Origin of the sequence: Hyalangium sp., assembly GCF_035629615.1 — a bacterium.
Lineage (GTDB): Bacteria > Myxococcota > Myxococcia > Myxococcales > Myxococcaceae > Hyalangium.
Genome location: NZ_DASPHO010000299.1, coordinates 1 through 14,198 on the forward strand (window position 1 = coordinate 1; position 14,198 = coordinate 14,198).

Below are 14,198 nucleotides of genomic sequence, written 5' to 3' on the forward strand. Positions count from 1 at the left end.
GAAGGCAAGGCGCTCAACCCGAATGCGGCGCTGGGTGTCATCCCCCGCGGCACGGGCGGAGACTTCCGGCGGGCGTTTGGCTGGGATCTGGAACTGGACGCGGCGCTGGCGAGGCTGCGCACGGAGAAGACGGAGCCGTTCGACGTGGGGCTCGTCGAGTACATCAACCACGAGGGCAAGCCAGACCGGCGCTACTACGCGAACATCGCGTCGTTCGGGGTGAGCGCATTCGTGGCCAACGAGGTGAACTCGAGCAGCAAGGCGCTGGGCGGCAACACGGCCTTCGTGTGGGGCACGGTGAAGGGCATGTTCCAGTTCGATCCGCCCACGGTGAAGCTCCGGGCGGACGGCGGCGCTGAGCTGTCCCTGCCCATCAACGTGGTGGCGGTGGCGAACGGCCGCTACTTCGGCAGCGGCATGTGCGTGGCGCCGGGCGCGCTCACGCACGATGGCCTCTTCAACGTCACCATCTGGTCCGGCTACACGCTGAGCACCTTCATCTTCAAGTCCAAGGGCATCTACAGCGGCGAGCATGTGACGTGGAAGGGCACCCGGCAGCTGCAGTGCCGCACGTTCGAGGCGGAGAGCGCGGACGGCCGCGAGGTGCTCATCGAGGTAGACGGCGAGGTCCCCGGCCGGCTGCCGGCGAAGATGACGGTGCTCCCCGGCGCCATCCGCCTCAAGGTGTAGCTCGGCTGTCTCCAGTCCAGGCAGCCTACGTAGAGAGTTGGGCAATTCCGACCCAACCTGGTGCATTCTCTCCCTGCAGGCGTTACCTCCCGCCTCCACGGGCTGCCGGGGTGTCTTCCGGTGGCCGGGTGCCCAGGAGTCTGTCGGAGCCGCTCATGTCCCAGCGAGGACCTTCTCAGCTCGATCTCTTCACCGGCGCGGTGTCCGAGCCGTCGTCGCGCCGCTCTCGGAAGGCGGAGCCCGTGGGACCTGCCCCCGTCTCAGAGGAGGTGCGCGCCCTGGGCGAACGCCTGCCCCAAGGGCTCTACCTGGGCACCTCGTCCTGGGCCTTCCCGGGCTGGGCGGGCCTCGTCTACGAGCGGGAGGCCGCGCAGTCGATGCTGGCCCGCGAGGGGCTCGCGGCGTACTCCCAGCACCCGGTGCTGCGCACGGTGGGCATCGATCGGACTTTCTACAGCCCCATCTCCGCCTTCACCTTCGCCGAGTACGCCGCGCAGGTGCCCGCGGACTTCCGCTTCCTGGTGAAGGCGCACGAGGTGTGCACCCTGGCCCGCTACCCCCTGCACGAGCGCTACGGCGTTCACCGGGGGCAGCCGAACGATCGGTTCCTCCAGGCCAGCTACGCGGCCGACATGGTGGTGGCGCCCTTCGTGGAGGGGCTGCGGGACAAGGCGGGCCCGCTCGTCTTCCAGTTCCCGCCCCAGGACACGCGCGGCTTTGGCGGCCCGTCGCGCTTCGTCGAGCGCCTCCACGCCTTCTTCGCCGCGCTGCCCCGGGGGCCGCTGTACGCGGTGGAGGTCCGCAACGAGGAGCTGCTCACCGAGGGCTTTGCCCAGGTGCTCGCAGAGCTGGGCGTGTGCCCGGTGCTGGCCGCCTGGCGCCACATGCCCCCGGTGGTGCATCAGGCCGTGCTCACGCGCGCGCTCGAGTTCCCAGCCGTGGTGGCGCGCTGGATGCTGCCGCCACACCTCGGCTACGAGGAGGCCTACGCCCGCTATGCCCCTTTCCACCGTCTGGTGGACGAGGACACGGTCACCCGCGAGGCGCTCGCAGGCATCTGCGCTGCGGCCTCGCACAAGGGGCGGCCGGCCTTCGTGATCATCAACAACAAGGCCGAAGGAAGCGCTCCCTTGTCTGCTCTCAAGCTGGCCGAGAGCACGGATCAGGTCCTTGCAGGGCGACGCAGCGCGTCGTGAGGGCGTGGTGCGTCATGCATTTGATACCTCGAAGACCTGGAAGGTTGTGCATGCCTCTTGCTAAGAGAGGGAGACATGAACCCCTTGATGATGGCGGCACTCGTGGTCCAGCTGACGGCGGCGGGTGGCGCCGGGAGCGGGCGGACGGGGGTGTCTCCTCAGGCGGGCGATTCGCCGAAGGAAGTGGGTAGACATTTCTCTGCCCTGAAGACCGAGGTCTCCTCTCTGAAGCAGCAGTTCCGCGAGGCTCGGGAGCGCGCCAGGCTGGAGGCCGAGCGGAAGAAGCAGGAGGCCGAGGCCAGCTATGAGCCGCAGACCCAACGAGCCGCCACAGTCCCCGCCTCCACCGGAGGAGGTTCCCTCTGAAGAAGAGGTGGTCGAAGTTCCAGTCGATGGGAACCTGGACCTGCATCTTTTTCAGCCTCGGGAAGTGAAGGAGCTGGTCACCGAGTACCTGTGGGCGTGCCGTCAGAAGGGCATCCTCGACGTGCGGATCATCCACGGGAAGGGCACGGGCGCGCTGCGTCGCACCGTCCATTCGCTGCTGCCGAAGCTGCCCGAGGTGGAGTCCTTTCAGTCCGCCAGTGAAGCCGATGGAGGCTGGGGGGCCACCTGGGTCCGGTTGAGGGCCGTGGCCCCCAATGAGGGGGGCGCAGACCCCACACCGTGAGGAGAGGCGCATTGCTGGGAGCCTCCCTCACGCCCACCTTTCCTCAAGGAGGAGAGGTCATGCGCACGGGAATCCTGGTACTGGCTGTCGCTGGAGTGGCCTGGGGAGTGGCCGAGACAGCGCTCGCCCAGCAGAGCAACCCTGGCTCTCAGCAGCTGCTCGTGGGCAGCTACAGCCCTCAGCAGCCGCTCATCGGCGGCTACGAATTCCAGCAGCCGTTCTCAAGTAGCTACAGCCTCCAGCAACCGCTCATGGGCAGCTACCAGCTCCAGCAGCCGCTCGTGGGCAGCTACCAGCTCCAGCAGCCGCTCGTAGGCAGCTACCAGCTCCAGCAGCCGCTCATCGGCAGCTATGAGCTCCAGCAGCCGCTCATGGGCAACTACGGCCAGCAGGCGCCCGTGGGCAGCTACGGCCTCCAGCCGCCGGTGGGAGGCACCTTCCAGCAGCCGATAGGCGGCACCACCAGCTTTCCGCAAGCTCCCGTGAACAACTACGGGGTCCAGCAGCCGGCTCAGTAGAAGAGGTGCCAGAAGTACCGGATCCAGGAGGGCACCTGGGAGAGCCAGGAGATCCCCTCCTCAACCCAGGAGCCCGCCTGCGAGAGCGCGCCAGGGACTTGCTGGAGCCCGGGGGCCAGGAACTCCGCGTTCATCCCCAGCGCGAACGCCAGCACCACCAGCAACGCCACCCCGAGGCCTGAGCGGGAGGAGCGCTGCAGCCATCGGACACTCTTCCGGGCCGGCTGGGACTCCTCATCGTCCGAGACGAGGTGGACGATCTGGAAGCCCCCGTCGAACAGGGTGTCCATCAGCTTGTCGAGGAACCGCCCGTACTCCTCCTCGGTGAGCCTGGGTGTGGAGCCGTGACGTCGCTCGTAGCGCTGCGCCATCACGCCGTAGCTTCGAACCTGGGCCTCTCTCTGGGCCACATTCACCCAGCCGCAGACGATCGCGGGCACCGACTCCTTGCGCGAGACGAGCGAGAGCGGTTGCCGGGCCTGGCGCCCACCACCCGTGCTGGGGCCGTTCGGCTCAACGATGTGGAGCCGGTACCGCGCGGGGCCGTACCGCCGCTGCGCGAACGTCGTCCGGAGCAGATCCGCGATCAGCACGCCTTGCTGCGCGAACTCCGTCCGCGCTTCCACGCCGGGCAGCGGCAGATCCTCGGGAGCGAGGAACGAGGAGGTGATGATCGCCTCTTCGGACCTGTCGAAGTCCGGGCTCGGCGGCCCTGGGACGAAGCCCTTCCTCCGCGAGGCGGCGACCGTGGGCGCCCGGGGAATGATGGGAAGCTCGGGCACCAGGTGGAGCGCTTCTTCCTGAGCCTCCCAGGGCATCGACGAATCCATGTACCGGGTTCCCATGAGCCGCTCCTCTGCAGTGCGTCAATCTCGCGTACAGGAACGTCTAATGTATTGTTGGGGTCTACATCAAGGGGCTAATAGGGCTGATGTATGCCAAAAACGGTCAATGTATACGTGGTGGTTGGAATAAGGCCGTGAGGCGGCAATTCGAGGGGTTTCGCACTCGGTAAAGGGGGGATCGTGGACTTCAGCGCCCATCCGGTGGGGATCGGGTTCAGGATGTTCGGGGCCGCGCACCTGGTGGTGCTCGGGATCGTGCTGGCCGCGAACCTGGCGCTGGTGCCGCTGCGGAGAGTGCTGAGCGAGCGCGGCCGCCGCTTCTTCCGACTCGGGCTGGCGGCCCTCATCGCCGTGATGTTCATGGCGCATGTGGTGTGGCGCATCCACGTGGGGTTCTGGGATGTGCGCAGCGATCTCCCGCTGCACTTGTGCGATCTGACGGCGCTGCTCAGCTTCGCCCTGCTGCTCAGCCGGAGCCGGTGGCTCTATGACTTCGTGTACTTCCTGGGCGTGGGCGGCGCGCTCCAGGCGTTGGTGACGTCCAACGTCGGCATCTACGGCTTCCCGCACCTGTACTTCCTCACCTCCATGGTCATCCACGGAGCGATCATCACCACCGGGATCTACTTCACCGTGGTGGAGGGCTTCCGCCCGACGTGGCGCACGCTGTGGCGCGTGGCGGGCTGCATGCTGGCCTATACGGGGGTGATCTTCGGGCTGAACCTGCTGATCGGCAGCAACTACCTGTTCATCGCCCGGAGGCCCGACTTTCCGTCGCTCATCGACGAGCTGGGGCCGTGGCCCTGGTACGTGCTCTCGCTGATCGGGGTGGGCCTGGCCTCGCTGTTCATCCTCTACGTGCCCTTTGCCCTCAAGGACTGGTGGAGCCGAGCCCGCGGAGGAGGGGGGGCTCAGCTCAGCCAGAAGTAGGCGGAGGCGATCATCGAGCGCTTCTCGGTCACCTTGGCCTTCTGCATCAGGTCGGTGATCTGCCGATCCTTCGCCGCGTAGCGCTTCTCCTCTTCGTTGCGCAGCGAGGCCAGCTTCTTGCGGTACTCCCGCTCCAGCCGATCCGCGTGCGAGCGCGCCTTCACCCGCTCCGCGGGATCCTCGGAGGCCAGCACGGACTTGCGCACCTCCACCCATTGCTCGCGCGCATGCTCCACCGCCTCGCGCGACTCCAGCAGGCAGTCCTCCGCGTAGCGGTCCGCGCGGTCCCGGGCCCGATCCAGCTCCCGTGCGTTGCGGCGCTCGGCGACGCGCACCAGCTCGTCCTTGGCGGCCAGCAGGGCCTGCTCCTGGAGCAGGGACACCGACACCGCCTCGGGCTGCCGGCGCTTCTCCAGCTTCGCTGCAAGCTTCACGAAGTGCGCGCCGTCCTGCACGGGCAGGGCCCGGAAGCCGCCGTCCCGCTCTCGGATGAGCACCAGGTGGACGAGCTTCTCCTCCGCCTTCAGGCCCGTCAGCTCGAACTTGTAGACGAACCACCAGCCCTCGCTGCCCGCCAGCCGGGCCAGCCTCGAGGGCAGCCCCGCGGCGTCCAACTGCAGGTAGCTGATGGCGTCGTGCGTCCGATCCCGGACGGCATAGGCGGCCTTGGCCACCTGCAGGCGCCCCGAGGCGCGGTTGCCCAGCACGGAGCCCGTGAGCGCCCGGGCCTCCTGCTGCCGCCGCGCGAGCACCTCCTTCGTCTGCTCGCTGGCCAGCTTCAGCCGCCGGCGCACGTCCCCATCGAAGCGCTCGAGCACCACCGAGCGCATCTCGGTCATCCGCGAGCTGATGCGCTGCTCCATGTCGGAGCGCAGCTTGTCGAACGCGGCGTTGATCTCGTCCGGGTGGCGGCAGGACTGGTAGATGTCGAGCACCCGCCGCTCGAAGTCCACGCCGCTCTCCAGCGCCCCGAGGATCTCGTCCGACGCGCCGAACACACCATCGAAGAGGTTGAGCTTCTTCTCCAGCAGCTCGAAGAGCCGAGCGTCCGCCGCGTTCTGCCGGTTGAGGAAGTTGATGACCAGCACGTCCCGCTGCTGGCCGTAGCGGTGGCACCGGCCGATCCGCTGCTCCACCCGCTGCGGGTTCCACGGCAGATCGTAGTTGACCACCAGGTTGCAGAACTGGAGGTTGAGCCCCTCCGCGCCGGCCTCCGTGCAGATGAGGATCTGCGAGCGGTGACGGAACTCCTCGACCAGCGCGCGCCGCTCCTCGGGGGCGGCGGCCACGTCCCCGGACAGCAGCGAGACCTTCCCGCGGTAGCCGTGATCCGACAGCAGGTTGAAGAGGTACTGCTGCGTGCGCTTGGACTCGGTGAAGATGAGGGCCTTCTCCGGCCACTGGTGCGCCCGCATCACCGTGAACGTCCGGTCCAGCGCGCGCTTGAGCGCCTCACCCTTGGCGTTCACCTTGATGGAGTCCGCCAGGTCCGCGTACTGCTTCAGCTCCCACACCTCGTTCTGGAGCGTGCGGAGGTTGCTCGGCTTCGCGGGCTCGTCCGACCACTCCTCGCCCTCCTCGGCGTACTGCTTGGCCTCCTCGGGCTCGAAGAGGGCCAGGGCCTGGGCGCCGAGCTTCGCCGCCTCCAGGCGCTTCTCCAGGTTGTCCGAGAGCTTTCGCAGCGTGGGGGCGATGGCGTAGGTGGAGGAGGCCAGCAGCTTGCGGTAGCAGAGCGTGAGCAGCGTCTTCTTGCCCGGCTCGATCGCGGCCGCCTCCGAGCGCCGCAGGTACTCGCTGACCTTTTCGTAGAGGTCCTGCTCCTCGGGAGAGGGCGCGAAGTCCTCCACGATGCTGCGGCGGTTGGTGTAGCGCACGTACTCGCGCACCTGCCGGCGCAGCGTGCGTTGCACCACGGGGGCCAGCCGCTCCTTGAGCTCGGTGACAGCGTCCTCCCGGAGGCCGCCGCACTCCGGATCGACCTGGTAGCGACTGCGGAAGGCATGCTCCGGGCCGAGGATCTGCTCGTCCAGCAGCGACATCAGCCCGAACAGCTCCATCAAGTCATTCTGGAGTGGCGTGGCGGTGAGCAGCAGCTTGGGGCGGCCCAGGAGGGCGGCCCGCAGGGCCTGCCCCGTCTTGTGGCCCTGCCTGTGGCAGTTGCGCAGGCGGTGGGCCTCGTCGATGACGACCACATCCCAGGGGATCTCGGCCAGCATCGCCGCCTTGTTGGCCGCGAACGGGTGCGAGCAGATGACGGGAAAGGGCTGGTCGAAGCAGTTGCCGGTGGCGCGCACCGTGCGGCCATCCACCAGCACGGACTCCAGATCGAACTTCTCCTTCAGCTCGCTGTTCCACTGCGCGCGCAGCGTGGCGGGCGCGAGGATGAGGATGCGGTTCTTCCCCTCGGCGATGAGCTGACCGATGGCGAGGCCTGCCTCGATGGTCTTCCCGAGGCCCACCTCGTCGGCCAGCATGCAGCCGCCGCGCGACAGGGAGTCGAGGGCGAACGCCGCTGCCTCCACCTGGTGGGGGTTGAGATCGACCTTCGCCTCGGAGAGGGCATTGGCCATCCGCTGGTGCGAGTCCGCACTGCGGAGGGTGAGCTCCTCCGAGAGCAGGCGCTCGTGGAACGGGGTGAGAGGACGCCCTGGCTCCGCCTCGCCCCGCGCCGCCGTCGCCGCCGACACTTCGACTTCGACTCTCAGACCCCGTGCGACCTCCACACCCAAGACCCGATCTCCATCCGTTCGCGGACGCCCCCCTCCAGTGGAGGGCGTTGTGACGCGGCCGACATTTTGAGGAGCAAGATCGCCATGTAAAGGGGGTCTTCTCCCAGGCCTAAAAATCGGCCTCGGCGCGATTGGCACGGTTCTTTATCAGCGATGGGGTGGAGAGCGCGCGGTGAGCGGTGCCCGCACAAGGGACTTGACGGCGGACGCGACCGTGGTTCAGGCCGACGCTTTGGGGGTAGATGGGGGTGGGCGAGGGGGGTAGAAGTCGAGAACGAACTTCTCGGTCGGCGTCAGCTCCATGTTGGTGAAGCCGTGCTGGGTGACGCAACGCTCGAAGCGCTCGGAGACGACGACCTTTCCTGTCGAGCCTCGCGGGCGGAACACGTCGTCCCCGTTCCAACTCCCTTCCTCAATAGAGAAGCCGTAGGTAGCGTCCACGCCGGTGACACGGCAGTACGTGCACGAGATAGGTTCGGAGCGCCGGATGCAGCTGCGGGCTTCGTCCACCGCCGCGCTCAAGAAGGCGGGCGAGACACAGAGGTACTTCGGCGGCACCAGCAGACTTTTGCGCCGGCCCCGCTTGCGCACGCGCAGAATCTCCACGGGGTGGAAACCGCTCAGGCCCTTGAGCCCCTCTTTCCGGAAGGCCTCCGCCATGCGCTCAGTCATGAGGAGATCATTGCCTGATGTCCTGACGAGGTCGCCGAAGCCCTCCCCGTGCAGCTCCAACTCGCCACGATAGGGTGGAAGCCACGATAGCGCGCCAAGGATGTCGTTGCACTTTGGGCACCGCGGCGCGTCTCCAACATTGCCATCAGCATCGTAAAATTCGGTGTCGTTCCCCGTAGCAGGCACTTGCAGGACGAAGAAGCGCGAGGTGGCAGAGGGTTCAGAAGCCATTCGGAAACCTCTTGATCATGTCGGGACGGGAGTACACCTCGCGCAGGTAGTTTTCGAATCGCTGCGGCGTCGCTTTGGGGTTCTCGTCGAGCCACCGAATGACCTCCTTATCCACCTCGCGGTGCCACTTCTGGTAGCCGTTGTGGTCTTCAGTGGTCTTGGCTCGAGTGACGAAGCGCGGGTCGCGCTCCTTGTAATGGCCTTGGAGCGTAGTGTGTTTCTCCAACCTGAGGGCAATCCGCTTGGAGATGACATGATGCTCCTGGCCGGTGGCCTCGGCAGTCACCTGCGATGCGCGAGGCCGCTGCTGCCCCTGAGGCTGCGCATTCATGGCCATGGCGTTGGGGGAGAGCGCGATGGTGACGCCCTCGGCCGTCACCGCCACCGACTCCACCTGAGCCAGCGCCGAGGCCGTGAAGCGGATGCCCAGCTGCGACTCGGCCACCACTGCTGCCTGCCCGGCCCCCGGTAGCGTCGGCAGGGTCGACGCCAACTCCCCCGCCGTGCTCCTCGCCACCACCACCGTGCCCAGCATGACAAACGCTCGGGCCGCCTTCTCCCCCATCACCTCCCCGAACTTCTCGCCAGACGCGTGGATCTCATCGAAGTTGGTGGACCCATCCACTTCTTCCATCAGCACGAGCCACCCATCCACCAGGCGCCACACCGTGTCCCAGCCCAGGTACCCCACCGCTCCCAGCGTCAGCAGAGCGGCCACGCCCTTACTCACGGGTTCGGGAAGTGCCAACAAGATGGCGTACATCGTCAGGCCACCGACCACTGTGGCCACCACCGCCGAGGGGCTCACCAGCCGCCCGAGCTCTTCCTTCATGGCCCCCAGCACTTTGCTGTGGGCAATCGCCATGGCCAGGGCGTACTTGCCGTCCCCGTCCAGCACGGGGCTGTCCACCAGCAGGCGCAGGCAATCCCCCGGTTCCCACGTCCGCTCACACCACAGCAGGTAGCGGCGATTCAACTCCTCATCCTCTGGCAACAGGCGCAGATGCTGTTGGCTGCCAGTACCCGAGGGCAGCAGACGCCGGCTCCTGCCCTCGTAGCGGTACCAGCCACTGCGCTCAGGGACCCCCAACAGCCGGCGGGCGAACTCCAGAGGCCGCGCGGCGGGCCGCACGATGCGGCCGTACTTGGCTACAGCCTCTTTGAACTCGTCTTCGTCCACTCCTGGCGGTTCCATGTCCTGGCGGGGGAGGTGGACGGTGGGAGCCCCCTGGCCTGTGTCGAGGCGGACGACCTTCCTTGTGGTGGCGTTGCACCCGACAAGGAACGCGAACAGCAGCAGCAGCCCCGCCCAGCGTGACATGTGGAGCCTCGTGGCCATGCCCCCGTGCGCCGGGAGCACAACCCAGAATTTCTAGAGGAGTCCTGACACTCACGTCAACTGCGGGGGATGAGAGCGACCGCCAACCCATGAATGAAGGTCGAACGGCTAGCTCCGCAAGCGGCCCGAGTCCAAGCCCGGGACCGCCATCCTCGATTTTCCGCGGGCGGGGGTCTACATCGTGGACACGTTCAGGTGAGCCGCCCAGCTGAGGGCTCGGGCTCCATGACGATCATTCGCGAGCTGTGAAGGAACCCCTCGCTCGCGCGCGGCTTGCGGAACCGCCAGAGCCTTTCACCGTCATCCAGCTTGTCCCCCGCGCTGAACCTCACCTGGGAGGAGCGCATCGCCTGGAAGAGGTTGTTGAACAGGGTGAACACGGTTGCGCTCTCCTCAGGGCCCTGGGCGTAGAATGCCAGATCCGGCAGGTCCAACTGCGGAGCGCCGCACGTCCGCATCCAGACTCCCGTTGAGTCGTCTACCTGGAACCTCAGGAAGCCCACGAAGAGGGCTGTCAACGGCAAGGTCCGCATCACCGTGTCTGCATCTTCTCCCGCCTGGGGAAGGAGTCTCTGGGCGGGATAGCAGGTGAGCGCATAGGCGTTCACCATCACGCTCGCGCCCAGGTGGGCCAGCGCCACCGCGATCAGCGACAAGGCCACATACTGCTCCAGCGGATCCTTCTCCTCACCTCGGTAGGTGAGCGCGGCATAGGCGGTGTGCACCTCCGCGTGCTTCTTCAGATCATCGTCTTGGTAGGTATGATCCAGGATCCGCTCCAGCGTCTCCGCGTGAATGCGCGTGTCGAAGAGCGCCAGGAGCACCGTGTGCCGCCCCCACTGCACCCGCGCCATCTGCCCGATGTCCGTGCTCACGCTCTGGCCCATGAGCATGCTCAGGTTGCCTGTCCTGACCTCGACGCGGACCTGAGCCAGGGAAGGGTGGTGCTCCTGGAGCAGGCGCACCAGCGGGGTGGCGGTGAGCGCGACCGGGTTGGGAAACAACACCTGGAGACCTACCGGGGGTGCCTGCTCCTGCTTGGGAGCAGCGGCCCGGAGCCTGGCCCTGAGAAGCTTGCGAAGTCCCATGGAATCCTCCGTATCAGAGAGGGTATATGATACCCGACCTGTCACGTAGGAAGGCAGAAATCCCAGACGGAGCCCAGGAGGAAGCCTCAGAGCAGTCCGCGCGACTTGACGTGGAGGTACGTGTTGATGGCCGCCGCGCCGAAGCCCCGGGCCGGTGCACGCACTACCAGTACGCCCGAGTCCCGCAGCGTCACCGCGGTGCGCCGGTACTCGTCCTCCAGGCGAGCGGCCGCCTGTCGCGTGTACGCGTCCTGCGGCGCATGAGGCACGCCGGTGGCCGCGGCCTGGAGATCCTCGTCCAGCAGCGAGGCTACGAGGGGCAGGTGGCGCGGGCGCAGCATGAGCGTGCGTGCCACCAGCGTGCCCGAGGTGTCCGGATCCACCAGATCCGTGAAGAGCACCACCATCGAGCGCCGGGAACTGCGAGCGAAGGCAAAGTCATAGGCCCGGCCGTAGTCGCTCTCCTCGAGCGCGGCCTCGGCGCGGTAGAGCGCCTCGGTGAGCAGGCGCAGGTGCTCGCGGCCCTTGCGCGGAGGCAGGTAGGCGCGCACGTCACTGGCGAAGGCGAGCACCCCCACCAGATCCCCCGCGTCCAGGCTCACCTTGGCCAGCCGCAGCGCCGCGTCCACCGCGTGGTCCAGCTTGCGGCGGCCGTCCACCTTGCCGGCCATGTGCCGCCCGCAGTCCAGCAACAGCAGCACCGGCTGGTTCCGCTCAGGTTGGTACACGCGCACCATCGTGCGGGCACGGCGCGCGGAGGCCTTCCAGTCGACGGTGCGGTAGTCGTCGCCGGTGCGGTACTCGCGCAGGGACTCGAACTCGCGGCCCTCTCCCTGGCGCCGAAGCACACGCTCGGCGGGAGCATCCGACGCGCGAGCCAGCGCCAGCGCCTCCTGCGTCAGCGCGGTGAGGTCCGGGTACACCTTCACCACTTGCTCCGCAGGAACGCGGACCTGCCGAGCGCACAGCCCCAGCGGGCCGAGCAGCCGCAGGTGGATGTCCCCGAAGCGCGCGTCTCCCCTCGCTGGAGGATTCACGGTGTAGGTCAGCCGGGCCGGACGCGGGCCGGGTGACACGGAGAAGGGCTGCCTGTGCCCCTCCACCGCCACATTCGTAGGAGCCTCGTCCCGTGCCTCGCCACGGAGGGGAGCTCCGCTGCGGCTCGTGAGCTCCAGGTGCACGGAGTTGGCCACCCCCGAGCGCAGGATCGGCTCCACCGCGCGACGGACCTCCACTGCGGAGGCCTGCGGGGCGCGCAGGAAGTCCACCACGCACAGCGCCACCACGGCCACATCCAGCGCCAGGGCCAGCCAGGCGAACGCGGGGCTCACGACAGCCAGTGCGGAGGGGACGAGCGCTGCCGCCAGCAGTGCCACGGCGAGCCCGGTGGGGACGGGGCGGCCCACGCTCACCGGGGGACCTTCACCTGCTCGAGCGTCTGCCTCAGCACGTCGTCCGCCGTCACGCCCTCCACCTCGGCCTCGGCCTTGAGCAGGAGGCGGTGGTTCAGGACGCTGGGCACCACGGCCTTCACCTCGTCCGGGGTGACGAAGTCCGAGCCCTGCAGGGCCGCACGGGCCTTGGCCGCGGCCAGCACCGCCTGCGCCGAGCGAGGGGAGGCCCCCAGGCGCACCCGCGGGTTGGCCCGAGTCTCGCGGGCGAGCTTCACCACATAGGCCAGGACGGACTCATCGCACGTGACGCGGGCGGCCCGGTTCTGCAGCTCCGTCAGCGTGGCCATGTCCAGCACGCGCTCCACCGAGGGGAGCTTGCCCTCGCGCTGGTGGAAACCGCGCAGCATGGTCACCTCCGCGTCCGAGTCCGGGTAGCCCACGCGCACGCGCATGAGGAAGCGATCGAGCTGCGCCTCCGGGAGCGGGTAGGTGCCCTCCAGCTCCAGCGGGTTCTGCGTGGCCACCACGAAGAAGTGCGGCGGCAGCGGGTGGGTGACGCCGTCGATGGTGACCTGGCGCTCCTCCATCGCCTCCAGCAGCGCCGCCTGCGTCTTGGGCGGGGTGCGGTTGATCTCGTCGGCCACCAGCACCTCGGTGAAGACGGGGCCACGCACCAGGCGGAAGGCATTCTCCGCGGGGTGGAAGACGTTGGTGCCGACGATGTCGCTCGGCATCAGGTCCGGGGTGAACTGGACGCGGGTGAACTGGAGCCCGAGCGCCGCGGCCATGCTGCGCGCGATCAGCGTCTTGGCCACGCCGGGCACACCCTCCAGCAGCACGTGGCCGCGCGCGAGGAAGGCCGTCACCAGATCGGCGATGACGTGAGGCTGGCCCACCACCGTCGCGCTGAGCGCCGCGGTGAGTCGGGAGAGGGGATGTTCGCTGGGCATCGCGGCGGTGACGGTAGTCCGGTGGCCGCGCGGCGGCGCGGGTTTTTACTGGCGCTCCCTCAACCCCATCACCGAGCCCACCAGCGCTCCTATGGCCCCGAACAGCCCAAGGAACACCCCGAAGCTGGGGGACGAGTTCCAGGTCATGGAGTTGCCGAAGTGGGAGGGGACCTGGGTGGAGTCGAAGGCGGACTTGATGAAGATGACGGTGTAGAGCACGGAGATGAAGGACACCCCGAGCTGCATCATCCACGGCGCCGAGCCGCTGAGCTTCGGCATGGTGCGACGCACCCGGACGAAGATGGCGCCGATCACGAGCGCCGCGCTGAGCACGGCGCCGACGCCCGCGCTCATGAGCCCGAGCACCTCTCCGTCCGCGGCCGTCTCCTTCCACGGCAGGAAAACGGAGAGGCCGAGGACGCAGGAGCCGGCAAAGGCGATCTTGTCCGAGCGCGACAGCTCGCCGAAGAACTCGCGTGTCCCCGAGATGAGCTCCTCGGGTGCGACGATCTTGCCGGAGCTGTTCGTGGTGGCGTACCCCTTCGTGGCGGCAGAGGGAGGCAGCAGGGGCTTGCGAGGCTCCGCGTCATCCAGCTCCATGTCCGGCTGCGGCGCAGAGGCGGGGCGGACCGCGGGGACGGAGCGAGAGGAGCCCGTCTTCGACACGGCGCGGATGTTGGCCTTGCTGCCCGAGGTGCCCCCCGGGCCCTTGGCGCTCGCCCCACCGCTCGGGACGGCCTTCACCGCGGCATGGGAGCCGGTCCTGCCCGTGGGCGGTGCGACGCGCTTTGTGCCCGTGCTGGTGATGGCGCGCGTGCGCCCGGTGCCTCCTGGGCGGGCTTGGGGCGCGGCCTTGCGAGGATCCACGCTGGCACCGGTCGCCTCGTCGTCGTTGGTGCCCGAAGGGGGCTCCGCGGAGAGGAACGATGCGTCGATAATGTAGTCG

The 14,198-nt window shown here is 68.0% G+C and carries 14 protein-coding genes; 6 read left to right on the forward strand and 8 right to left on the reverse strand.

The genetic code is table 11. The annotated features are described in order from the left end of the window. The 5 genes from VD972_RS15150 to VD972_RS15170 all read left to right on the forward strand — a co-directional run. Positions 1 to 690: diacylglycerol/lipid kinase family protein (locus VD972_RS15150; RefSeq protein WP_324987314.1), on the forward strand; the 690-nt coding region annotated here is incomplete at its 5' end. A gap of 155 nt (positions 691 to 845) precedes the next feature. Then, a complete protein-coding gene (locus tag VD972_RS15155; protein ID WP_324987317.1) occupies positions 846 to 1,886 on the forward strand; it encodes a DUF72 domain-containing protein in 1,041 nt (346 codons plus the stop codon). Between the two features lie 75 nt (positions 1,887 to 1,961). Then, entirely contained in the window at positions 1,962 to 2,252 is a 291-nt protein-coding gene (locus VD972_RS15160) for a hypothetical protein (RefSeq protein ID WP_324987320.1), read from the forward strand. Continuing rightward, a complete protein-coding gene (locus tag VD972_RS15165; RefSeq protein ID WP_324987323.1) occupies positions 2,191 to 2,556 on the forward strand; it encodes a Smr/MutS family protein in 366 nt (121 codons plus the stop codon). Before VD972_RS15160 ends, VD972_RS15165 begins: the two co-directional genes overlap by 62 nt. A 59-nt stretch (positions 2,557 to 2,615) precedes the next feature. Continuing rightward, positions 2,616 to 3,074, forward strand: a complete 459-nt coding sequence (locus tag VD972_RS15170) for a hypothetical protein (RefSeq protein ID WP_324987326.1) — start codon at positions 2,616 to 2,618, stop codon at positions 3,072 to 3,074. Here the strand turns inward: VD972_RS15170 and VD972_RS15175 are convergent. Continuing rightward, entirely contained in the window at positions 3,068 to 3,919 is an 852-nt protein-coding gene (locus VD972_RS15175) for a hypothetical protein (RefSeq protein ID WP_324987327.1), read from the reverse strand. The genes VD972_RS15170 and VD972_RS15175 overlap by 7 nt on opposite strands. A gap of 180 nt (positions 3,920 to 4,099) precedes the next feature. Here VD972_RS15175 and VD972_RS15180 point away from each other — a divergent pair, with 180 nt between their 5' ends. Further along, a complete protein-coding gene (locus tag VD972_RS15180) occupies positions 4,100 to 4,849 on the forward strand; it encodes a TIGR02206 family membrane protein (protein ID WP_324987329.1) in 750 nt (249 codons plus the stop codon). Here the strand turns inward: VD972_RS15180 and VD972_RS15185 are convergent. From VD972_RS15185 to VD972_RS15215, 7 genes are all read right to left on the reverse strand, one after another. Then, the gene (locus VD972_RS15185) at positions 4,831 to 7,578 is read right to left on the reverse strand and encodes an SNF2-related protein (protein WP_414654066.1); all 2,748 of its coding nucleotides are present in this window, start codon (positions 7,576 to 7,578) and stop codon (positions 4,831 to 4,833) included. The two genes, VD972_RS15180 and VD972_RS15185, sit on opposite strands and share 19 nt — an antisense overlap. Before the next feature lie 219 nt (positions 7,579 to 7,797). Beyond that, positions 7,798 to 8,250 (reverse strand): hypothetical protein, encoded by a 453-nt coding sequence (locus VD972_RS15190; protein ID WP_324987332.1) that lies wholly within the window; start codon positions 8,248 to 8,250, stop codon positions 7,798 to 7,800. Between the two features lie 220 nt (positions 8,251 to 8,470). Further along, a complete protein-coding gene (locus VD972_RS15195; RefSeq protein WP_324987333.1) occupies positions 8,471 to 9,802 on the reverse strand; it encodes a hypothetical protein in 1,332 nt (443 codons plus the stop codon). Positions 9,803 to 10,011: 209 nt separating this feature from the next. Then, a complete protein-coding gene (locus tag VD972_RS15200; protein ID WP_324987336.1) occupies positions 10,012 to 10,908 on the reverse strand; it encodes a hypothetical protein in 897 nt (298 codons plus the stop codon). 86 nt (positions 10,909 to 10,994) lie between these two features. Further along, entirely contained in the window at positions 10,995 to 12,320 is a 1,326-nt protein-coding gene (locus tag VD972_RS15205) for a DUF58 domain-containing protein (protein WP_324987339.1), read from the reverse strand. Further along, complete coding sequence (locus tag VD972_RS15210) at positions 12,317 to 13,252, reverse strand: MoxR family ATPase (protein ID WP_324987342.1); 936 nt, start codon at positions 13,250 to 13,252, stop codon at positions 12,317 to 12,319. The genes VD972_RS15205 and VD972_RS15210 overlap by 4 nt, the downstream gene beginning before the upstream one ends. 45 nt (positions 13,253 to 13,297) lie before the next feature. After that, positions 13,298 to 14,198 (reverse strand): hypothetical protein (locus VD972_RS15215; RefSeq protein ID WP_324987344.1); only part of this gene is annotated, 901 nt, incomplete at its 5' end.